Below are 22,251 nucleotides of genomic sequence, written 5' to 3' on the forward strand. Positions count from 1 at the left end.
GTTTTTAGTCGATTTGCATTGTTAATAACTTAAAGTATTATCTTTTTGTGCATATACAAGGTTGCCATCCGATAATCATAATGAATCATCGAAAATGCCAATAGTTCGCCATTTTTTAAGTAACTATCATCCCTTACAATCAATGCTGGCATGCCTTCTCCTAAATGAAAGAAGGCAGCTTGTTCCTTCGTTAACGGTTTGCTTTGGATAAACTTGTCGATGAAGGCGACTGTCAGTTGTTTTTCTTCTGCCAAAGCTTGGAACATTGACCCTTCCATCATCGTTTCGGAGATCTCCCCTACGATTTCAGGTATATAATAGGAACGTTCAATCAAATAGGGTTTGTCATCTAGCGTGCGAAACCGTTGGACTTCGATAAAGTGTTGATCTTTCGCAAATTGTTTTTGACTTGGAAGAAACAGCGCCTCTGATACTTTGACCAGCCGCTTTGAGGCTTTGACCGTTCGAATGTTTTTCTCGCCCCGTGTCAAGTCTTCATTGAAGCCAAGATCTCCTTGTTCAATGGCCGGTTTTTGGTTGTTTTGAAAGCGAATATACGAGCCGCGGCCTTGCATCTGGTAGATCCAGCCCATCTTGCTCAATTTATTGAGGGCTTGACGTAACGTATAACGAGAAACTGGATAAATCGCCAAAAGCTCTCGTTCACTAGGCATCTTCCCCTGCTCATTTCCTATGTCACCCGCTTCGATCTTTCTGATCAATTCCGCTGCTAAGTCTTCAATACTGAGTTTCGTCATTTGCCTACTCCTTTCCTTCGGATTCTCTACTACTATTATGATCTTTGGCGTAAAAAAAGCCAGCTATTTTTCATAGCCGGCTTATCAAAAAAACGGATTGATTATGCCTTCGTTGCGTTTGCTTGTTCGTCCTTGTATAATTTGCCATCATACATTTTGATGAATGGGAACCAAATCAAGAAAGCAACGACTGCACAGATGATTGCTAAGACAAAGGCACGCCAGTCACCACCTGAACCAATAAAGCCAGATAATCCAATTGGGGTCGGCCACGCTACTTGAGCAATCGGTGGGTTAACAAAGCCTAAGTTGATGCCAAAATAAGCAACGGACATTGAAACCATCGGTGCTAAGAAGAATGGGATCGCTGTGTACGGGTTGTATACCACTGGCATCCCGAACAAAATCGGTTCATTGATATTGAAGAAGGATGGCACGATCGCTGCTTTTCCTAAAGCACTTAACTGCGCTGATTTTGCAAAGAATGCGATGAAAATCACCATTCCTAACGTCGCTCCTGAACCACCGATCGTAACGAAACTGTTGTTAAATTCACCCGCAAAGGCAATGTTGGCACCATTTTGGTTTTCCACCATATTTGACAACACGATTGGCGTCAAGAATGAGGTCACGATCGTTGCCCCATGAATACCGACGATCCATAATGCATGCATGAAGAAGTAGATAACAAGCAGTCCGATCCAGGTACTGGTCAATTGCGTCACGAAACTAAACGGAATCGCAATGACTTTGAAAATATCTGTGCCCATTGCGACTAATGCACCATTGATAACGATCACAGCTAATGAAGTCAGTGCCGTTGGAATCAATGCCGTAAAAGAGGAAGATACTCCTGTTGGCACTGTGTCAGGCATTTTGATGACAATATTGCGTTTCACACAGAATGCATAGATTTTTACGGCGATGATCGCCATGATGATCGCTGTAAAGATCCCAGTTGTTCCTAAACGAGTAACGCCGCCAGCCATTTCCCAGCCATCGATGATTTTTTGGTCATCAGAAATCACATTGACTAGTGTTGCCATACCGCCTTCAAAAACTAATTGTGGCAAGCACATAAAGAACGCCATCATTGAAAGCAATGCTCCATTGACTGGGCTAAGAACGATTTTCTCTTCTTGCGCTTGGATTTTCGTGTACTCGTAACCAAACACGACACAGAAGTAAAGGGCTAAAATCCCCATTGTTGCGGTATTACCTAACATGTAAAGATTTTGGATTTTATCGAATGACGCACTCCAAATACCTTCTAATGCAGGGAAGCTTTGTGGCAAAACACTGACGATCAAGAACATCGATCCTACGATAGTGAAAGGAATCGACGCCATCCCGGCTGCCATGACCCCACGAACGATCCGTAATTGTGAGATTTTCCCCATTGGACCCATTAAGTAGCGGTCCAAGAAGGCAAACATTTTGTTATTTTCTGAATCCATTGACTGTTCCTCCTTGAGTTTCAAATGTAGTCAAATACGTGAAATATTTGTCGCGGTCATGCTCGATCAACCACGCTTTACGCTGAATGAACAAACACGCCATCATGCCGACAGAAAACAAGGCAAGTAAGATCCCTCTACCCGATTGATTCATAAAAGGAATCAACGTTGCTTGCTGTCCGATCAAAATAAATAGAATTGCAATGAGATTGACGCCGAATTGGAGCCAATAACCGATTTTTGTCACCAGTAAACGATTCGATTGCTGCCAATATTTTTGAGTTTGTTCAATAAGTATAAGTCCATCAACGATCAATAAGGCAATGGGAATCAAACCAGCCCATGTCCATTGAGACAGACTCAATAGGGTCCAATAAAGATTGACAAAGAAAAAGATCGCAGTCATATAACGAAAAAGTAAAAAACGATTAAACCGCATACTTTTGTTTGCATATTCTTTCTTGGCTGCTTGGGTTACCGGTTTCCTTTTGGTCACAAGTCCTCCTCCTTTCGTTTTGCTTTCGCTCAACAACTTGTTCGAACAAGTTATATTCTAGCAGAATTCTTGTTGTATGCAACCGATTTCTTTTTGAAAGTGTTCTCTGAAAATAATCTGCTTTTTCATTCGTTATTTCTGAAAAGTTAAGCTAATCTCAAGGAACCTTGCAGGATAAAGAGGGAATGTTCCTGACTCTTGGCTTTTGTTCGAGTAGAAAAAAGTTATTTTTAGCATTCGTTTTTGCAGACAGTGTTTGTTCCTGAAGGCGTTCCCCAAAACAAGGCAACAGGTTTGTAAAGTTGCTAACTTTACAGTACACTCTAAGTAACAAAGTGTTTGATTTCGAACACGCGTTATTTTTAGTGATCGACATTCCCTGTACTCGTTCCTTAAAACGAAAGGAGATCCTCCCAATGGATGTATTAGAAACTTACTTAACCAGCATTGAAGATCCAGTAAAACAAGAAAAACTGCGTGCCTTATTTGCCGCTATTACCAAGAAATTTCCTGACCTCGTTCCAGTCATCAAGTGGAATCAGCCGATGTTCACCGCCCATGAGACCTTTATTATCGGTTTCAGCGTTTCAAAACCGCATTTTTCTGTCTCCCCTGAAACCAAGTGTCTTGAACAGTTTGCCGATGCCATCGAAAAAGCTGGCTACAGCCATACGGATAACATTTTTCGCATCAAGTGGACTGAGCCGATCGATCAAGCATTGATTGAGGACATGATCGCTTTCAACCTGAAAGACAAAGCGGAGATGACCCGCTTTTGGCGCTGAGCCAATCGAGACTTCGTAAAAGAAGAGCAACCCAAAAAACCGCAGAAGCCTGTTCGCTTCTGCGGTTTTTCTGACTGTTATAAGCCTAATTCTGGCGCTGGGTCAAAGAATCCTGACCATAAGCTTGTTGACATCCCTAAATGTAGATGGACGCCAGTTGAATTCCCAGTCGTTCCCATACCGCCAACATATTGTCTAGCTGAGACGCTTTGTCCGACCGAAACAGCTGGCAGCGTACTAAAGTGCATGTAGTAGCTGTAAACGCCATTGGCATGTTTGATGATCACATAGTTACCAGTTGACGGACCATAGCCCGCTTCAACGACTTCGCCTGCTTGGATCGCATAGATCGGCGTTCCTGTCCCCCCAGTAAAGTCGATGCCATTATGTTGATTTCCTGATGCACCTGTTGGATCTGTTCGATACCCAAAACGACTCGAAATATGAACCGAATCGACTGGCATTTGCCATCCACCTGTGCTTGCTTGTTCCTTTGGCTCAGCTGCTTGCTGCACAGGTGCAGGCGTAGCTGCAGTTTTTTCTGACGACACCGATGTTTCTGGCGCCACTGCGGCTTCCGTCTTAGGCTGGGCTGCTGCCACTGCTGCTTGTTGAACGGCAGGACTTTCGGCGGTTTCAGCTGACTTGGCTTCTGCTGCTTGCTGACGTTTTGCTGCTTCTTCTGCTTCTTTGCGCGCTTTTGCTTCTTGTGCTTCTTGCTCAGCCAATTGCTTCAACGCTGCTTCTTTTTGCCGTTGTGCTTCTGCTTTGTCCGCTTCCAATTGGTCTTTTTTCTCTTCTTCGGTGTTCAACGCCAAGGCAAGGTCGGCTAGTGCAACTTCTTGATTCAACTTGACATCAGCTAATTCCGTTTGTTTTCCTTGTAATGCGTTTGACTGCTCTTCGATTGCAACCAATTGTTCCTGCAACTCTTTTTCCAATTTCTGGCTTGTTGCAATATCTTCTTGCTGTTGTTCGACGATGCTATTGCTGGCATTCATGATCGTTACTGAAGCGATCGCCCGTTGAATAGCTTCTCCGATGGACTCCGCTTCAACGATTTTTTGGAACAAACGATTGGAAGGTTCCGACGTTTGAATGTCACGCGCTTGATTCGCCAGTACTTCTGTGCGCTTGATGATTTTCTCTTCAAGGACTTGGATTTCTTGTGCCAAGGCATTGACTTCTTCTTCCGTCGTCGTTTTCTTTTGTAGGATTGCTTGGATTTCTCCTTCAATCGATTGAATCTCTGCCTCTGTAGATCGTTTCAGTGATTCTAATGAGGTGGTTTCATTTTTTATGTCATTGATTTTTTCATTTTGCTGCTGGATCTTCTGATCAAAGCTGTCTGCGGATACCGTCACGACAGGCAGCGTCAGCAAAACAAGTGAACTTGCAACCAAAAGTGTCTTTTTCATTTTTTCTCCTTAACTAGATGTGTCTTATCGCTTTCTTTAGCATACCGAAAGATTTCACTCTTGGGGCTGTTTTCACACAAATAACATCTGGCTGCAAGAAATTGACATCTAGCTGAAACAAAGTTGTTAGAATATTTCATCGAAAAAGATTGCTTTTCTTCGCCATTTAACCTTCGTTACTTATCAATCGGTTCATCTCCTGTCCGATTGCCTACGAAAATGCCGCGATTTGCAGTAATCAGCAGTGGACCTATGCTATACTGGATAAAAAAATGGAGGTTCTCATGATACAACAAGTGACCCAATTTACCGATTCTGAATTAGAAACTATCGCCCAGATTTGGCTGCAAAGCAATTTGGATGCCCATGACTTTATTTCAGCTGCCCATTGGCAAGATAACTATGACTTTGTGAAAAAATCCTTTGCCGATGCCCTTATCTACACCTATTCGGTGGAGGATCAGCCCGTCGGCTTCATCGGGATGTTGGATGATTATATCGCTGGTATTTTCGTTTTGAAAGACTATCGTGCCCTCGGCATTGGCAAGCAGCTTTTACAAAAAGTACAAGCAGAACACGAGAAGTTGACTCTGAATGTCTACCAAAAAAATACAGCTGCTATTGCGTTTTATCTCAAACATGGCTTTACCATCGTTTCTGAACAACTGGACTCTGATACCAATGAAATCGAAAACACCATGGAGTGGCATCGTTGATGCTGCTTTTTTTCCAATTTTTTGTACCTGTTAGTTAACCATCCCTTTGGAAACTATTTAATAAAAAAGTATGACTGATCAAATAACCTATTTCCCAGCAATACATATTGGACAAATATACAAAATTTGAATAAGCGACATGTTTGATTATTTCCCCCTTCATGCAGTCCCTTCTCCCCTTGGATTGTCACTGTATTATGGGGTATAAAGCAGTGGATACTATGGTAATTGATGCAATGAAAGTAAATAGCCTCCTCCTAAAGTTTAGGAAGAGGCTATTTACAGTTGAAACGAATTTATTCAGAGAGTTCTGCTGGATACTCCCGCAAGCGATACCCGACGCCGATTTCAGTGATCAAATATTCTGGCTGCAGCGTATTGGTTTCGATTTTTTTGCGAATGTTTGAGATATTGACTCGCAAGGTTTGTGCATCCGCTGCAAAAGGTCCCCAGACTTCGCTAGTCAGGGTATCGTAAGTGACGACTTTGCCCAAATTCTTAAACATAACTGCCATGATGCGGTATTCGTTTTTGGTCAAATGGATCTCATTTTGATTCTTGTACAGGATTTTTTTCTCAAAATCGATCGTTAACTCCTTGTTTACAAGAATCGGGCTACTGCTAAAGGCAGTTGTCTCCTTGTGCCGCAATGCCGTGCGGATACGGGCAAATAATTCATTGGTACTGAAGGGCTTCGTTACATAATCATCGGCACCGAGGTCTAATGCTTGCACTTTGTCTTGTTCATCTTTGCGAGCAGAGATCACGATGATCGGTGTGTTCATGCGCTTACGAATGATTTTCAACAGCTCCATGCCGTCAATGTCCGGTAAGCCCAGATCCAGCAAGATGAAGTCGATGGTTTCTTCCTGCAAGAGCATCAATGCCTCCATGCCAGTGCCGACTGACGTAAAGTTGTAATGCTCTCTTTGCAAGACGACCTCCATAAAATCAACGATATTCGAATCATCTTCAATCAATAAAAAATGTCGCTGCATGTTCTCCCTCCTTACTGCTTTAAATAAATACGAAAGATCGTACTGCCTGCTTTCGTTTCGATTGCTAATTTGCCTTCATGGGCATGGATGATGGTTTTCACGATACTCAGTCCGATGCCTAATCCATTTTTTGAATCCACCGGCACTTCGGTGTCATTGGTCAAATTCGCTTGGATTTTTTGGTATTGTCCTAAGGGGATCTCCCCTTGGTTTTCGATTTCAATGACCACTTCTTGCTCTTGAGAAACTCGCAAGAAAATCGGTGTATCGGCGGTTCCATGGCGAACCCCATTTTCAATCAAATTAAACAAGGCTTGTTCAATCAAGATTGGATCGACTTGGACAAAAATCAGCTGATCAGGCATCTTCACGATGATCTTTTGTTGCGGATAGACTTTTTTTAGGTGTGTCAAAACCGCTTCGATAATTTCTTCGATTGGTTCTTCACTGCGCTTGACCGCCATATTGGTCAAGTTGATGCGGGTCACCGACAATAAGTTTTCGACCATGCGGATCAACCACTGGGATTCACTTTGGATGTCTCCCAGCAGCTTTTGTTTCGTTTCCTTTTTGATCACGCCTTCGGTTTCACTCAATGTTTCGGCAATGCCAGAAATCGTCGTCAAGGGGGTCCGCAAGTCATGGGAGACCGCACGCAGTAGATTGCTGCGGACTTTTTCCCGTTCGTTTTCTAATTGGATCTGTTCTTTCTCACTCGCCAATGAGACTTGTTCCAACACGGTCGCGATTTGGGTGATCACAAGGCGCAAGTAATTCAATTGACTATTGGCCAACTGATGCTCCTCGTTGCGTTCTACCCCAAGGGCGCCTAGTGGTTTGCCGTTTAAAACGATCGGCAAGTAGAACCCATTGGCACCAATCAGCGTATCTGTGCCGCGACCGGCTTCTTTTTGATTTTTCACGACCCAAAAAGCGACGGCTTTCTCATCCTTGCCAGTCAGTTGAGACAGTGTTTCTCTTGAAGAATGCAGACTTCTTAAATGGCCTTCTCTGTCATATAACGCCACTTCTCGCTGGAGTAAGCGTGCCAAATAGGTGGTCGTACTTTCATAGATTTCTTGCTCATTCCGCGTTTCCATGTATTGTTTGTTCAGTTCATACAATATCTCCATTTGATGCTCTTTTTCCTTGGCATTTTCTGCTTGGGTCTTCAATCGAACCATCAAGTTACTGATCATCAAGGCAACGATCAGCATGATCACTAATGTGATTGGATAGCCTGCTTTATAGACCGTCAAGGAATACAAGGGTTCGACAAAGAACCAGTTATAAGAAAGGACACTAATAATTGATGCCATGGCACTCCATAGATAGCCACTCGTGTAACGGGCCACTAAGAGAACAAAAAAGATGTAAACCAGCATCAAGTTCTGCTCGCCGAAATGCAGGTACTGCATGCCTTCTGTCACTAAGGTAGCGAGCATGATCAACCCAAAGGTCAAGGTGAAATCTCGACCGCCGCCTTCAAATAGTTGCGAAAACGTCAGCCGTGGTCGCTGCATTTTTTCTTTAAAAGGAATCAAATGGATCTCAATGTCATCAAGGCGCCGAATCAAGCGGTCTTCTAAATCCTCGACAAACAATTTTTGGAACCACTTTTGAGAAACCTTTTTTCCCATGATAATGTCACTGGCACCCGTCATTTTGGCATACTCTACGATGGTTTCAAAACTGTCATCCGCTTCAATGTTGATGACTTCTGCACCCAAACGCTCTGCCAACGGCACTTCGGTAGGTGTATCATCTAACGATCGAACTTGGATGACCGTCCATTCGGCACCGACTCCTTGGGCTAAGCGAGCGGTCCAACGAATGCATTTTTCTGCCATTTTCGGCAAGCGATCATCAATGATGGTCAAAAGCTTGCTTTGAACTCGTTTTCGACCGCCGTTCATTTGATTGATATGATTGGAAGCTTTTTGGATCGCTAATCCCCGCAGATGATCAAGTTTTTCTGGCGTAAAAAAATTTTTTAGCGCTCGTTTGGCATTTTCATCAGCATAGATTTTTCCTTGTTCCAATCGATCGATCAGTTCGTCTGGTTCAACATCCACTACCCGCAAACTGGCGTGTTGGAAAAAGGTGTCAGGCACCGTTTCTCTGACTTCCACTTCTGTGACCTTTTCCACGATATCATTCAGACTTTCGATATGCTGGACATTGATGGTCGTGTAGACGGTGATTCCTGCATTTAATAGTTCATCGACATCTTGGTAACGTTTTTTGTTTCGCGCACCAATGGGATTGGTATGTGCCAACTCATCGATCAAGACGATATCTGGTTTTAGTTGGATCAGTCGATCGATATCTGGCTCATAAAGGGTCAATTGCTTGTGCTGGTATTGCTTTAATGGTACTTGTGGTAACCCTTCAAGCAATCGATTGGTATCGGGACGTTTGTGGGGTTCGATATAGCCGATCACCACATTTTTGCCCATGAGCAAACACTCATGGGCTTCGGTTAACATCGTATAGGTTTTTCCGACACCGGCAGCAAAACCGAAAAACACCCGTAGTTTGCCACGTTTAGGTCCAAAGCCTGCTTGCAGCAGCATCTCTTCTGGAATCGTCTGCTGGTTGTTTTCACTCATAGATGCTTCCCCCTATTCCTCGGGTGATTGATCGAGCTGCTGATTCAAGGTCATGATATTGACGTATTCTCTCGTGGAGAACAGATCAGCTACTTTATTCCTGTTTATTATATCATGAATTGTTTGTTCATCGATGCCTCTTGTGTCAGCGATTCGTGGCAGTTGAAAAAGTGCCGCTTCGACACTGATATCAGGATCGACGCCACTACCCGAAGCGGTCACGAGATCGATCGGCACACTGGTTTGGGTGGGGTTTTCTGCCAGCAACGTCGCTGTCCGCTCAGCTACAGTCTTTTTTTGGGTCGTATCATAGGGCGACAATTGTGAAACGGTTTGATCACGCCCTTGGAAGTAACCTGCTTGGTCATAGGGTTGCGCAAGCAGCTCAGACCCTTTGACCGCTCCGTCTTCCACGATTTGACTGCCGTTGGCTTGATGGGCAAAAAAGACTTGTCCAACACCAGTGACCAACAATGTATAGAGACCGCCAAATAACACGGTACTAACTAGTAAAAATTTGATACTGGCAAAGAGGGTGTTCTTCATCATGTTTTCCTCCTAAATGACTCCTTGACTCTGATGGATTTTTCTTATAGCAGAACAGCTGACAAAAGCAAATCTACTAGCTTGATGCAAATGAATGGTGCGATGATGCCGCCTAGGCCGTAGACGACCAGATTGTGCCGCAGCATTTGGCTGGCTGGTTTTTCTTGGTACTTGACCCCTTTCAACGCCAGAGGGATCAAGGCGATGATCACGACTGCATTGTAGATGACTGCGGACAAAATCGCCGTTAAGGGACTGCCAAGATTCATGATATTCAGCGCTGCGAGTTCTGGATAAATGGCATAAAACAGAACAGGAATCACTGCGAAATATTTGGCGATATCATTTGCGATACTAAAGGTCGTCAAAGCCCCACGAGTCATCAGCAGCTGTTTACCAATTTGGACTACTTGCAGTAATTTGGTAGGGCTGGAATCAAGATCGATCATATTGCCCGCTTCTTTGGCTGCTTGCGTACCAGTGTTCATCGCCATTGCCACATCGGCTTGGGCGAGTGCGGGTGCATCGTTGGTTCCATCCCCCGTCATCGCCACCAAATGCCCTTTTTCCTGATATTCGCGAATCAGGTTCATTTTGTTTTCTGGTGTTGCTTCGGCTAAGAAATCATCGACGCCCGCTTCGGCGGCAATAGCAGCTGCCGTCAAAGGGTTGTCCCCAGTGATCATGATCGTTTTGATACCCATCTTGCGCATGTCGGCAAATTTTTCTTTAACCCCGTTTTTCACGATGTCTTTTAAATAAACGACTCCGAGTACTTGGCCATTTTTCACTACGACCAATGGAGTTCCACCAGCCTTAGCGACTTTTTCTACGATCTCGTCACACGCAGTGGGATAGGTCTGCCCTTTTGCCGTCACATATTGCTTGATCGTATCCGCAGCTCCTTTACGGATCTCATCACCACGATAGTCGATCCCAGACATCCGTGTTTTGGCACTAAAATCGATCCAATGGACATCGGCTTGCTGAAATTCCCGTTCACGAATATTGAAGGCTTCTTTGGCTAAAATCACGATACTGCGGCCTTCCGCCGTTTCATCGGCAAAGGATGCCAACTGCGCTGCATCTGCCAACTCTTTGGCGGTGACCCCTGGTACTGGCAAGAACTCACTGGCACGGCGGTTTCCCAGAGTAATGGTTCCTGTTTTATCCAGCAGCAAAACATCCACATCTCCTGCAGCTTCAATCGCGCGGCCACTCATGGCGATGACGTTTTCTTTAGTCAAGCGACTCATTCCAGCGATCCCAATCGAGGAAATCAAGGCGCCGATCGTGGTCGGGGCGAGACAAATCAGTAACGCGATCACGATCACACTGGAAATCGCCGTTCCCCGACCAGATAACTGACTGCTAAAATCGGTAAAAGGAATCAATGTGATGGAAACAGCCAAGAAGATGATGGTCAGTGTCACTAAGAACAGCTGCAAGCCAATCTCATTGGGTGTTTTTTTCCGTTGCGTCCCTTCCACCATCGCAATCATCTTATCCAAAAAGGAGTGGCCATTTTCAGCGGTCACTTTGATGACCAAGTAATCGGAAACGACTAACGTTCCTCCCGTGACTGCACTGCGGTCGCCACCAGACTCACGAATGACAGGGGCTGATTCTCCTGTGATGGCACTTTCGTCCACCGAAGCAGCACCTTCCACGACATCCCCATCGGCAGGAATTTGTTCGCCAGATGGAACATACACCAAGTCACCTTTTTTCAAATCGGAGGAACGGACTTCGATAAAAGCCTCTTTCGCTACATCTTCCAAGGACATGACTTTGTAGGTCATGATTTCTTTTTTTGCTTGCTTCAAACTATCCGCTTGCGCTTTGCCGCGCCCTTCTGCCACTGCTTCGGCAAAATTGGCAAACAACAAGGTCAACCATAAGAAGACGGTCACACTGATGCTAAACCACAACGGGACCGTTTGTTCTTGAAAACATAAAATCGTTGTCAAGATCGCCCCTAAGTAAACCACAAACATTACGGGGTTTTTGATTTGTTGGCGAGGATCCAATTTCTTAAAGGATTCGCCGATCGCCCATTGATAGATTTTTTTCATTTTTTCTCTCTCCTATTTCGTTGTAAAGAAGTCTGCGATTGGGCCTAAAGCCATCGCTGGTAAAAAGCTCAGTGCACCGATCACGATGATCACAATGATCAGCATCGTGACAAAGACTGGACTCGTGGTTGACAAGGTTCCTTCATTACGAACGGTTTTCTTTTTGGCCCCCATGTTTTCTGCCAGATACAAAATAGCTGCGATGGGAACGAAACGTGAAACGAACATCAAGATACTACCCAAACTATTTAGGAAAACAGTATCTGCGGTCAAGCCGCCAAAGGCACTCCCGTTGTTGTTGCTGAAGGAAGTTGCTGCATACAACAGTTCGCTAAAGCCATGGGCGCCTTGGTTGGTTAGCCAGCTCATGATGTCAGGATGCAAGGTCATCAACATAGCCCCGAAAAGCGTCAGTAGCAATGGCGTCAAAATAACGATACTCGTCATTTTAATGTCAAAGGCTTCGATTTTTTTGCCGATATATTCTGGTGTTCGTCCCACGAGTAAACCAGCGATAAAGACCGTCAATAATAGAAAAGCGATCATGCCATAAAGTCCGCTACCGACACCGCCAAAGATGATTTCCCCCAGCTGCATCAAGAACATTGGGATCGCACCCCCGAGTGGTGTGAAACTATCCAGCATGGCATTGACTGATCCACTGGAAGCGGCGGTGGTACTCACTGCCCAGAGACTCGACCAACCGACACCGAAGCGTACTTCTTTGCCTTCTAGATTGGCATTCCCAAGCACTTGACTGAATTGCGGTCCATAAGCTTCACTGATCACTACACCAATAAAAGCCAGGATCAAAAAGACGGTTGCGGTGATCAAGATCGTACGTCCTTGTTTCCACTCTTTGATCCAAAAGCCAAAGGCAAAAATCAAAGCAGCTGGCAGCAACAAGATCGCTAAGTTTTCTAAAAAATTACTGAACATCGTTGGGTTTTCAAATGGATGAGCAGCGTTGGCGCCAAAGAAACCGCCGCCGTTGGTCCCTAATTGCTTGATGGCGATTTGACTCGCTACTGGTCCGAGCGCCATCCAAAAGGATTCCCCCTCAAATCCATTGACTTCCACGCCGCTGCTCAACGTTTGGACAACGCCTTGAGACAGGAGTAAGATCGCTAACATCAATGAAAGTGGCAAAAGGATATAGAGCAAGGAACGGGTGATGTCTTGCCAAAAATTCCCTACCGTACGTTTTTGTTTTTGCTGCAGCCCACGAATCAAGGCACACAGTACGGCTAGTCCTACTGCCGCTGATAAGAAATTTTGCACCGTTAATCCTAATGCTTGGGAAAGATTGGTCAGTGCTTCTTCCCCAGCGTAAGCTTGCCAGTTCGTGTTCGTCACAAAACTGACGGCGGTGTTCAATGCTAAGTCAAAGGACATATTCTCAACGGCTGCCCCTTGCGGTAACCAATGCTGGACCATCAATAATCCGGTCAAGCCGATGATGGAAAAGACACTGACGGCCAAGACTGAGAATAGATAGGTTTTGGCGGTCATTTCTTTTTTGCTGACCGAACCAATCACTCGATAGGTCAACCGTTCAATGGGTTGAATAAAGCGGACAAACCGCGGTGTTTTTCCTTGCATGATTTCTTTGATATACCAGCCCAAAGGAACCGCTGCTGCTAGTAAGATCAGTAAAAATAAAAAGCCTTGCACAAAATAGCTACTCATCGTTCTCCCCCCTCAAACAAGTACCAAAAGAGATAGATCATTACGATCACTCCGATTATTCCTAAAACAAGATTCATATTCTTCACTCCTTCATGACGTAAGCATACGCAAAAAGAAATAAAAATAGTGTAAATCTTCTGCTAGCATCTTTATATCTTCTTTATACGGCTGCTTATCGGACAAGAAAACCGCAATACAGCATGTATTAAAAAAAACAGCGGATATCCTTCACGATATCCGCTGCTAGAGTCATTGCGACTTATTTCGTTTTTCTGCTTTTGTTCGTGTGTTTCTTACGAAAGAAGACGATCCCCGCTAGAGCAACAAGGCTCACTCCTGCAATCGAATAGCCTTGAGTGATGGCTGTACCAGTCTTTGGTAGCAACCGTTTGTCCTTTGCGGTCGCTTTGGTTTGTTTGTCAGTCTGCCCTTCATCCGTTGGTTTTTGTTGCCCTTTGTCAGAATCATCTTTCTCTGGCTGCTGATCGTTCTCCTCTGGTTCTTCTGCTTTTTCAACGACTTTGATCGTCGCTGTGGCAGTGACTGCTTCTTGTGAGCGAGTACCAAATAAACGTGCGAAAAAGTTAGGGGTTGCTGCTTCATCAGTGACGATTGAATAAGTGACTTGATAGGTGCCCGTTTTCTTCGTATCCACCGAACCGTCCACCAGCAGTTGCTCCAATGCGAGTGACTTACCGTCACGATCTGTAGCGGAGACAAAATTGTCGGCTGCTGTCCAGTTGTCACCGACATAAATCACGCTATCTTTCACAGTCACAGACGTTTGATCTGCCAACACGGTGATCGTGGCAATTGCTTCGGCTTTGCCGTTGCGGAAGATAACTTGGTATTTTCCTGGTGTAGCCGTATTAACTTCGCCGTTGATGGTCACTTCTGCGATTGTCACTGCGTTACCGTCTTTATCCGTTGCTGAAAGGAAGTTATCCGCAGCTGTCCATGAATCTCCAACATACAATGTACTATCTTTGGCGACTACCGTTTCTTGGTTCGCAACGACTGTAATCGTCGCCGTTGCTTTTACTTTGCCGTTTTGATAAACCACTGGATATTGACCTTCTTTGGAAGTATCAACTGAGCCACTAACCGTTACTCCTGAAAATGGGACATTCGCTCCTGTTTTGTCTGTTGCTGAAACAAAGTTGTCGATTGCTTGCCAGTCGTCACCAACATATAAGGTACTGTCTTTGGCTTTAACTGATGTTTGATCAGCTAACACGGTGATCGTGGCTTTCGCTTTAGCTTTGCCGTTGCGATAAACCACTTCATATTTCCCCGGTGTGGCGCTATCGACTGTACCTACTGTTGTGATATCTGCAAGTTTTAGCTCATTACCGTCCTTGTCTTTGGCTGACACGAAGTTGTCGGCAGCTTGCCAGTTATCATCCACATAAATCGTACTGTCCTTAGCGACTACGGTTTCTTGGTTGGCAACGACCGTAATCGTCGCCGTTGCTTTGACATGACCATTTTGGTAAACCACTGGGTACTCGCCTGCTTTGGAGGTATCGACTGAGCCACTAACGGTTACTCCTGAAAATGGTAGGTTTGCTCCCGTTTTGTCTGTGGCTGAGACAAAGTTGTCGGCAGCTTCCCAATCGTCGCCGACATACAGAGTACTGTCTTTGGCTTTGACACTCGTTTGATCTGCCATTACGGTGATCGTCGCTTTCGCCTCAGCCTTTCCATTGCGATAAACCACTTCATATCTGCCTGCTTTAGAGGTGTCAACTGTGCCATCAACGGTTACTTCTGTCAGCGGCAATGCCTTGCCGTCTTTGTCTGTTGCGGAAAGAAAATTATCCGCGGCTTCCCATGAGTCACCTACATACAACGTACTATCTTTAGCTGCCACCGTTTCTTGGTTCGCAACAACCGTGATCGTAGCAATAGCTTCTTTTTTACCATTGCTATAAGTAACTTTGTACTGACCTTCTTTGCTCGTATCAACTGTTCCACTAACGGTCACTGCTGAAAATGGGACATTCGCTCCTGATTTGTCCGTTGCCGAAACAAAGTTGTCGATTGCTTGCCAGTCATCACCAACATACAAGGTGCTATCTTTGGCTTTAATTGATGTTTGATCAGCTAACACGGTGATCGTGGCTGTCGCTTCAGCTTTGCCATTGCGATAAATGACTTGGTATTCTCCTGGTACTTTCGTATCCACGTCACCACTGGTGGTGACTTCTGCCAAACTTAACGGTTGTCCCTTCTTATCCGTTGCTGAAACAAAATTATCCGCAAGTTCCCATGCATCTCCAACATAAAGTGTACTATCCTTGGCAACGACTGTTTCTTGATTGGCAACTACGGTGATCGTCGCTGTTGCTTTTTGATTGCCGTTTTGATAAACCACTGGATATTGACCTTCTTTGGAAGTATCCACGGTTCCACTAACGGTCACTCCTGAAAATGGTACATTCGCTCCTGTTTTGTCCGTTGCCGAAACAAAGTTATCAACCGCATGCCAGTCGTCCCCGACGTATAAGGTGCTATCTTTTACTTTGACTGATGTTTGATCAGCTAACACGGTAATCGTGGCTGTCGCTTCGGCTTTGCCATTGCGATAAATGACTTGGTATTCTCCTGGTGTGTCCGTATCAACTTCGCCGTTGATAGTCACGTCTGCGATTGTCACTGCATTGCCGTCTTTATCCGTTGCCGATAGAAAATTATCAGCTGCTGTCCATGCATCGCCCACATATAACGTGCTGTCTTTGGCTGCTACCGTTTCTTGGTTGGCAACCACGGTGATCGTCGCTGTTTGACTAACACTGCCGTTGATGTATTTGACCTCATAGGTGCCAACGTTTGTCGTGTCGACCTCGCCATTGACTGTGATTTCCGAGAAGGTCAACGCATTGCCGTGTTTGTCTGTCGCTGAAACAAAGTTGTCTTCAGCATGCCATTCATCTCCCACGTAGATCGTGCTATCCTTGGCGTCGATCGTCGACAAGTCTTCTTCTGGTGTGATGCCGACAGAAAGATGATTGCCCGTCCGGTTCACTTGCACCTCTTTACCAAGCTGAAGTTCCTGTGGTATGACGTAACCTTCTGGGACGTAGGAAACATAAAGCGTATAGTTCCCCGTATAAATATCAGTTAATTGGTATTCTCCATTTTCATCCGTTACGACAGAAACGATATCTCCAGTCAATTGATTCCAAAGCGTCAAAGTAACCCCCGCAATCTTCTCAGTTGGTTCTTCGGTATTATAAACATCAAGCGTCGCATTGGTTTTGTAGATGATCCCGCTGGAATCGCCTGCCGAAAATTGCAGATTGGCCACCGTCGAGGTAGCCGTCCGTTTGGCTTCCGACAAGGTATCGATCGTATCAGAAACGATCGTGGCTGAGGCTGAGATTTGGCCGGCGTTTTGTGAAAGGACGTTGTAACTGATTTCGATATTTTTCGTTAGAACATAGTTTGAAAAGACAAGCTGTACGTTCCCATCAACTTCTTTGACTTCATAGCTGTCATCTGGCACATTCGAAACAGTGATCGATCCTAAATCGATTTCGCCATTGGTGTTCCCTAACGATTTTAGAAGGATCGTTGGATTTGCTACTTTTTTCGAGCCATCATCGATATTTTTTGTCGTGACCTTGACCTGCGTCATGTTTTTCGTATTATTGACGGTATTTTGCGTAATGCCAATAATATCTGTCGCCGTATTGGATACTGAAACTGTGGCTGTGCCTTGTTGATTATTAGATAACGGTTCTTTTGCATAACCAGGTACATAAATCGTACTCATTTCCTGCCATCCATTGGCGTATTGATAGGAAATAATGTAGCGCCGATTGGTCGTCCCAAAATCAAAGGTATAATAGTTGGTTTCTTCATCATGGGTGATCGTTGGATAATTCGGATCACTTTCCTTCATGGCTTGGTTATCATAATAACCGCGATCCCAATACTGTGGATAAATGCCACTGACTTGTTCATTGGAAACATCGATGATCGAAAACACGACATCGGTATTTTTCGGTACATGAGTTTCAACGGTCAAATCACTGATGGTATCTTGACGCGCGTTGACTAAAAACTGATTCTTACTGCTTTGGAGCGTGCGTTCAGAGTACAGTTTCCTACCGGTATAGACGGAGGTATGAACCGTGTCAAGTCCCGTTGCGGAAATCGTGATTGGAATTGTATCATTAGGAATCGATTTTGTCGGTGCTAAACTGTCTGGCACGTAATTGAAGCCAATATCAAATTGAACGGAATAGGTAATGGGCGACGTAAAGGTGACCATCGTTCCTCCTGCTACTTCTTCAATCGTATAATCTTTTCCTAATGTGTAGTAAAAACTGACTTTTGGTACCTTTCTCAAAGAAAGATACTCTGGGTGTTCAATAAACATTTGTAAATTTTCGATTGGTTGTGAGTTTCTGCCTTCGATGTTGATGGAAGTATCACTCATGTAAGCACCATTTTGCTCATAATTTCCCCAAGCCGTTTCAGCATTGTTGGGATTAAGAACACTGATTGGTTCGACATAGTTGTCTTCAACGATTTTGAATTCTCTATTGGCGATCAACGGTGTCGAGACATTAAGAATGATATCTTTCTGATCAAAGGGTACGGTTACGTTCGTGGAACCAAGAGTGAGATTGCTGTCTTTTGTAGCGGTCACAATCAGTTTGTCCCCGTTATTTTCGACAGAAAAATAATCCGCAAAAGTCACATTTTGATAGAAGGCATCTCTTGCTGTTAACTGTTTCGCCGTGATCGGCTGTCCGTTTTGACTCGAAAGGATGATTTGTTGACCAGCTTTCATCTCCGTCGGCATTTGATGAATTGATACATAGTAGTTTCCTTTAGAAAGGCCATTCATAAAACTGGCAGAAGCAACCCCCATATAATACCTAGAATCGACTTCTTTTTCATCTTTGCTGGTTTTTGCGATAAAGGAAAACCCTCTGTTTTGGGCAGTTGTTTGTTTTAGCTGTACCGAACCAAATCCGGTCGTTGGATACCCTTTTGAAAAAGAAGCAGTATAATCCGTCAGCTCGGTCAAACTCATGGTGAATTGATAAGAAACCCCATAAGCCCTTTGTTTGTCCATCTGTTTGATTTCAACAGCAGTATTATAGAGACTATTTGAAGCGATCGTATAGTCAGTCCCTTCAGCTAATGCTGTCTGCGTTTCTGGCTTGATTTTCCCATTGATATCGACCTCATAGCTGAAAACTTCTAATGGTTGAGTGTCAATCTTTTTGAACACTGCTCCCGGTGTATCAACCAATCGCAATGAGAGGGTCTCTGTCCCAGACAACATCCGATCGGTATTGTAGTAAACCATTCCTTCCATCCCAAAGACATTTTTTTCTGACACATATTGAATCGGATCGACCTCTTCATACAAATCAATCGCATAGCTTGTCTGGTTTTGATCGCCGATCTCAATCGTTAGCTGAGGCTTATCTTCTGAATATAGATAACTAGTCAACTCGATCGAAAAAGAGGCATCATGAACCGATTGATTAAACGTGATCATCAGTTGATGAGCTGCACTATCTACAGCCCACGATGCATTGATCGCTTCATTGGTTCCTTGCACATCACTAAAGCCAAGGCCTTGCGGCAAGTCAAAAACAGCAGTGGTGCCAGCGAAATAATCTTTGTCATTGATTTCAAAATCCAATTTCAGTTTCACTGGACTATTGTTTAAGATTCGTGTTTCTTCCGTTCGGCTGAATTCTTCGCCAGAAATGGTCAGCAGGGTGCCTTTTTCCAAAAGTTCTTGGTCATTGATGCGCGTGCTGACACGAGGTGTGTGTTGCTCTTCTTTGGTTTCTTTTGAATCGGATGTTGAAGAACTTTCTTGTCTCGCATGGCTAGAATCTTCCGTTATATTTGAGGAAGCCGATGTGGTCGTTTCACTTGGTTCCGTGTTTTCTGAACCAGCTGATGATTCCTCTTTGTTCGCTTCGGAAGAATAATCTGTTTCAGCATCCTCAGCTGCTTGTGCTTCGTTTCCGTTAGCATCATTTGTCGATTCAGTCATCGTTTCTAGTAGTTGATCGGATTTGTCTAGCGTGTTGACGGTCTGTTCTTGTTCGGTTGTTTCCGCTATCGCCATGATCGGAGTGATCACTTGAGTGATTCCTAGTGCGGTAACAACGATCCCATGACAAATTCTTTTGCTTCTCTTATTCATTTTTTCCTCCAATAAATGTATGTAGTTTTAACTGATTGCCTTACGGATTTTTTTCCCGACTTCTAACTCTTCTCCATTAAAAAAGCACAAAACATTGTTTGTTCGATCGATCATTTTGATTTGTCGCGCATTGATAATGTAGGATTTGAAGACGTTATAATACTCTGGCAGCTCTAATTGTTTGATCACCTTCAAGGAAGTTTCGAGGAATTCGATCGACTTTTTTTGGTGAAAAGCGATTCGGTTTCGCTCTCCTTTGATCGTTGTAATATAGTTGATTGCTTCTGCATCAACCACCATCAACTCTCTTTTACTGACGATTTTTAATAAGTGCTTTTTTCCGAGTAATGATCGTTTGACTTCGATCGCTTCCGTTAATAAATTTCTTAGCTGCATTGCCACCTCCTTTTCTTTTGTATCGATGATCCCTAAAGGACAGATAAGATTCAGCTTCTTGATTTCGATTTTGGAGGCATAGGCACCATAAAAAGCGATTTGACACTTTTTGCATTGTTCTCTCAAGCTTCCTGCTAATTGAAAACTTCGATCAAATCCTTTCATTTCAATGGAAAATAAGAAGAGATCGTTCACATCTGTTAGGTATCCGTCAAGAAAAGGGGCTAATTCTTCAGGTGAAAGAATCTGCACTAAAGAATGCGGAACACGACTTTCCGTAATCATTTTCTTCATCAAATTCCCATTAAAAAAGTTGTCATCTACTATATAAACAGCGAAATTGCTCAAATTTGCAGACATCTTAATTCTCCTTTTTGCATCATTTCTAATTGTATTCTTAATCAAAAATGCCTGCTTGCACTTTCAAACGAATTAAAGAAACATTCATGCAAAAAAGGTAGTTTAAATTAAAAACAAAGTAAGAAAAGACGCTGTAATTGGTCTAAACCTATTATAGATAAAAAGACACGCTAAAGAGTTTTCTTAAAGCTTTTATAAGGGAGTAAGCGTAGCCATCAGAAAAATATTATGTTTTTTTAACAATATCTACGAAAGACTTCAAGGGAAGCGGAAACATTATTATGTAAAGTTTTATGATAATTTCATGTGAAAAAAAACGATCAGAACCCAACATCACAAACGTTATTTATTTTCCACTGGATGCTTCTCTCCTTTCAATGATTGAAGAACAATTATTCATCAGTGATGACATGAACTCCTATTGGTGAATGTCAAAATTCCCTCTGCACTGTTCTCAACAAAACGTGCGGAACACGAAAAAACCATTTATTCTCAATGATAAATGGTTTTCTTTCCTGATTCTTTTTATGAGTGGTACTGCTTTTAGCTATTTGAAAACATTTCTTACTATAATAGTAGACTTTTCCTGCAACCACCGTTGATTTCCACTACCTGCTAATCATCACTTTTATTCAATGCTCGCTTCAGCTTACGATTATGCCAAATCAAATAGGCGATGATCAGACATAAAACACCACCGATCAATAAATAGAGAAGGATCGGCGAAGAGGTTTCTTTAATACTGACATCTTGCTCGTTTCTTTCTTGCGCTTCTTGCCTTGCAACTTGGAAGGTCGGCTCTCCTTGCCATTGTTGATCAGCTGCTTTGAGGGTCGTTTTTATTTCATACTCTCCTGATTGCAGTTCGTTTCCATCTAATGGCAGTGCGTAATTCATTAACGCATTGGGCGCTAATTGGATCTCTTTTTCTCCTTTGATCGCTGTTGCTTGTCCATCATGAAACACTTCATAAGCAAGCGTGGCCTTGCTAAGATAATTTGCCGCTGTATTTTCCACCGCTACGATGATGACATTGCGGCGATTGATTTCTTCCAGATGGGCTTCCTCAATCCGAACCGCTGGTGGGATGTCGGTCTCTTTGTTACGGAGCAACACCGCCACTTCTCTGGCTAGTAGGTTTTGGACATTTCCTTGAAATTCTTCACTGCCGGTTTGCTGGACGTATAGTCCCCCTGCCAAAATCCCATCAAAGGATTCAGATGGCATCTGGACTGTCAAGGTGATTTCTTTTTGCTCACTAGGGGCTAACGAAAGAGTTTCATCACTTAAAGTGACGAGTTCTTCGATCGCGTATGGAGCAGAAGGCGTTGCTTCCTCATTTGCCCCAGAATACTCAACGACGCCCGTCATATTCGTGACCGCTCGATTAAAGGATAGCTGTAGATTGATTGGTTGCTCGCTTTTATTGGAAACCATGACCGCTAGTTTTTCTTCTGCCTTGGGCTCCAGCAACAAATCATAGTACATCAGCTCTTTGTCTTGCTGTGACTCTGGCAATTTGATTTGAACATCGAAGGTATCAAGTGAATCTGCTGCCCCCGTAATGCTCGTACCAATGAAAAATAAGACCGTTAGAATACTTACTACCCAATACTGAAATCCTTTGCCTCGAACTTTCTTCTGATGCATCCTGTCAGATCCTTTCTACACAAAATAGGAAAGAAAAATCAGCTAGCATAAAAAGCAGCCGCTCAGGCAAGCTGCTTTTTTTCTGCTAACTGTTACGCAATGACTACT

The 22,251-nt window shown here is 43.8% G+C and carries 14 protein-coding genes; 2 read left to right on the forward strand and 12 right to left on the reverse strand.

Going from position 1 to position 22,251, the window contains the following annotated elements:
* Positions 1-29 precede the first annotated feature (29 nt).
* The 3 genes from IGJ15_RS10075 to IGJ15_RS10085 form a co-directional block, all read right to left on the reverse strand.
* Positions 30-758: a GntR family transcriptional regulator gene (locus IGJ15_RS10075; RefSeq protein WP_010747913.1), complete on the reverse strand. Its 729-nt coding sequence runs from the start codon at positions 756-758 to the stop codon at positions 30-32.
* A gap of 101 nt (positions 759-859) precedes the next feature.
* Positions 860-2,215, reverse strand: a complete 1,356-nt coding sequence (gene celB, locus IGJ15_RS10080) for a PTS cellobiose transporter subunit IIC (protein WP_010747912.1) — start codon at positions 2,213-2,215, stop codon at positions 860-862.
* Entirely contained in the window at positions 2,199-2,711 is a 513-nt protein-coding gene (locus IGJ15_RS10085; RefSeq protein ID WP_010747911.1) for a hypothetical protein, read from the reverse strand. Before IGJ15_RS10085 ends, celB begins: the two co-directional genes overlap by 17 nt.
* A gap of 416 nt (positions 2,712-3,127) precedes the next feature.
* Between IGJ15_RS10085 and IGJ15_RS10090 the strand changes: the two genes are divergently transcribed.
* Positions 3,128-3,496 carry an iron chaperone gene (locus IGJ15_RS10090; RefSeq protein ID WP_010747910.1) on the forward strand — a complete coding sequence of 123 codons (369 nt, stop codon included), beginning with the start codon at positions 3,128-3,130 and terminating at the stop codon, positions 3,494-3,496.
* 77 nt (positions 3,497-3,573) lie between these two features.
* Here the strand turns inward: IGJ15_RS10090 and IGJ15_RS10095 are convergent, their stop codons facing one another.
* Complete coding sequence (locus IGJ15_RS10095; protein WP_142967192.1) at positions 3,574-4,914, reverse strand: peptidoglycan DD-metalloendopeptidase family protein; 1,341 nt, start codon at positions 4,912-4,914, stop codon at positions 3,574-3,576.
* A 284-nt stretch (positions 4,915-5,198) separates the two neighbouring features.
* On the opposite strand from IGJ15_RS10095, the gene IGJ15_RS10100 reads away from it, so the two are divergent.
* Positions 5,199-5,630 carry a GNAT family N-acetyltransferase gene (locus IGJ15_RS10100; protein ID WP_142967191.1) on the forward strand — a complete coding sequence of 144 codons (432 nt, stop codon included), beginning with the start codon at positions 5,199-5,201 and terminating at the stop codon, positions 5,628-5,630.
* Positions 5,631-5,926: 296 nt separating this feature from the next.
* Here IGJ15_RS10100 and IGJ15_RS10105 read toward each other — a convergent pair whose 3' ends face one another.
* From IGJ15_RS10105 to IGJ15_RS10140, 8 genes are all read right to left on the reverse strand, one after another.
* Positions 5,927-6,628, reverse strand: coding sequence for a response regulator transcription factor (locus IGJ15_RS10105; protein ID WP_086294957.1), 702 nt, complete (start codon positions 6,626-6,628; stop codon positions 5,927-5,929).
* Between the two features lie 11 nt (positions 6,629-6,639).
* Positions 6,640-9,240, reverse strand: a complete 2,601-nt coding sequence (locus IGJ15_RS10110) for a sensor histidine kinase (RefSeq protein WP_142967190.1) — start codon at positions 9,238-9,240, stop codon at positions 6,640-6,642.
* 12 nt (positions 9,241-9,252) lie between these two features.
* A complete protein-coding gene (locus IGJ15_RS10115) occupies positions 9,253-9,789 on the reverse strand; it encodes a potassium-transporting ATPase subunit C (protein ID WP_142967189.1) in 537 nt (178 codons plus the stop codon).
* 41 nt (positions 9,790-9,830) lie between these two features.
* Positions 9,831-11,861: a potassium-transporting ATPase subunit KdpB gene (gene kdpB, locus IGJ15_RS10120; protein WP_005225658.1), complete on the reverse strand. Its 2,031-nt coding sequence runs from the start codon at positions 11,859-11,861 to the stop codon at positions 9,831-9,833.
* Between the two features lie 12 nt (positions 11,862-11,873).
* On the reverse strand, positions 11,874-13,550 hold the full coding sequence (kdpA, locus tag IGJ15_RS10125; protein WP_142967188.1) for a potassium-transporting ATPase subunit KdpA: 1,677 nt from the start codon (positions 13,548-13,550) through the stop codon (positions 11,874-11,876).
* 259 nt (positions 13,551-13,809) lie between these two features.
* Positions 13,810-19,737 carry a bacterial Ig-like domain-containing protein gene (locus IGJ15_RS10130; protein ID WP_142967187.1) on the reverse strand — a complete coding sequence of 1,976 codons (5,928 nt, stop codon included), beginning with the start codon at positions 19,735-19,737 and terminating at the stop codon, positions 13,810-13,812.
* Positions 19,738-19,764: 27 nt separating this feature from the next.
* Positions 19,765-20,493 carry a LytTR family transcriptional regulator DNA-binding domain-containing protein gene (locus tag IGJ15_RS10135; RefSeq protein ID WP_015509411.1) on the reverse strand — a complete coding sequence of 243 codons (729 nt, stop codon included), beginning with the start codon at positions 20,491-20,493 and terminating at the stop codon, positions 19,765-19,767.
* A 615-nt stretch (positions 20,494-21,108) separates the two neighbouring features.
* Positions 21,109-22,143: a DUF916 and DUF3324 domain-containing protein gene (locus IGJ15_RS10140; protein WP_142967186.1), complete on the reverse strand. Its 1,035-nt coding sequence runs from the start codon at positions 22,141-22,143 to the stop codon at positions 21,109-21,111.
* Between the last annotated feature and the right edge of the window lie 108 nt (positions 22,144-22,251).

Origin of the sequence: Enterococcus sp. AZ079, from assembly GCF_050547255.1 — a bacterium.
Lineage (GTDB): Bacteria > Bacillota > Bacilli > Lactobacillales > Enterococcaceae > Enterococcus_D > Enterococcus_D casseliflavus.

What these genes read in the sequence shown, in the direction of transcription:
- IGJ15_RS10075 (WP_010747913.1), bottom strand. Translation starts at nt 758, where the DNA reads ATGACGAAACTCAGTATTGAAGACTTAGCAGCGGAATTGATCAGAAAG.
- celB (WP_010747912.1), bottom strand. Translation starts at nt 2,215, where the DNA reads ATGGATTCAGAAAATAACAAAATGTTTGCCTTCTTGGACCGCTACTTA.
- IGJ15_RS10090 (WP_010747910.1), top strand. Translation starts at nt 3,128, where the DNA reads ATGGATGTATTAGAAACTTACTTAACCAGCATTGAAGATCCAGTAAAA.
- IGJ15_RS10095 (WP_142967192.1), bottom strand. Translation starts at nt 4,914, where the DNA reads ATGAAAAAGACACTTTTGGTTGCAAGTTCACTTGTTTTGCTGACGCTG.
- IGJ15_RS10100 (WP_142967191.1), top strand. Translation starts at nt 5,199, where the DNA reads ATGATACAACAAGTGACCCAATTTACCGATTCTGAATTAGAAACTATC.
- IGJ15_RS10105 (WP_086294957.1), bottom strand. Translation starts at nt 6,628, where the DNA reads ATGCAGCGACATTTTTTATTGATTGAAGATGATTCGAATATCGTTGAT.
- IGJ15_RS10110 (WP_142967190.1), bottom strand. Translation starts at nt 9,240, where the DNA reads ATGAGTGAAAACAACCAGCAGACGATTCCAGAAGAGATGCTGCTGCAA.
- IGJ15_RS10115 (WP_142967189.1), bottom strand. Translation starts at nt 9,789, where the DNA reads ATGATGAAGAACACCCTCTTTGCCAGTATCAAATTTTTACTAGTTAGT.
- kdpB (WP_005225658.1), bottom strand. Translation starts at nt 11,861, where the DNA reads ATGAAAAAAATCTATCAATGGGCGATCGGCGAATCCTTTAAGAAATTG.
- kdpA (WP_142967188.1), bottom strand. Translation starts at nt 13,550, where the DNA reads ATGAGTAGCTATTTTGTGCAAGGCTTTTTATTTTTACTGATCTTACTA.
- IGJ15_RS10130 (WP_142967187.1), bottom strand. Translation starts at nt 19,737, where the DNA reads ATGAATAAGAGAAGCAAAAGAATTTGTCATGGGATCGTTGTTACCGCA.
- IGJ15_RS10135 (WP_015509411.1), bottom strand. Translation starts at nt 20,493, where the DNA reads ATGTCTGCAAATTTGAGCAATTTCGCTGTTTATATAGTAGATGACAAC.
- IGJ15_RS10140 (WP_142967186.1), bottom strand. Translation starts at nt 22,143, where the DNA reads ATGCATCAGAAGAAAGTTCGAGGCAAAGGATTTCAGTATTGGGTAGTA.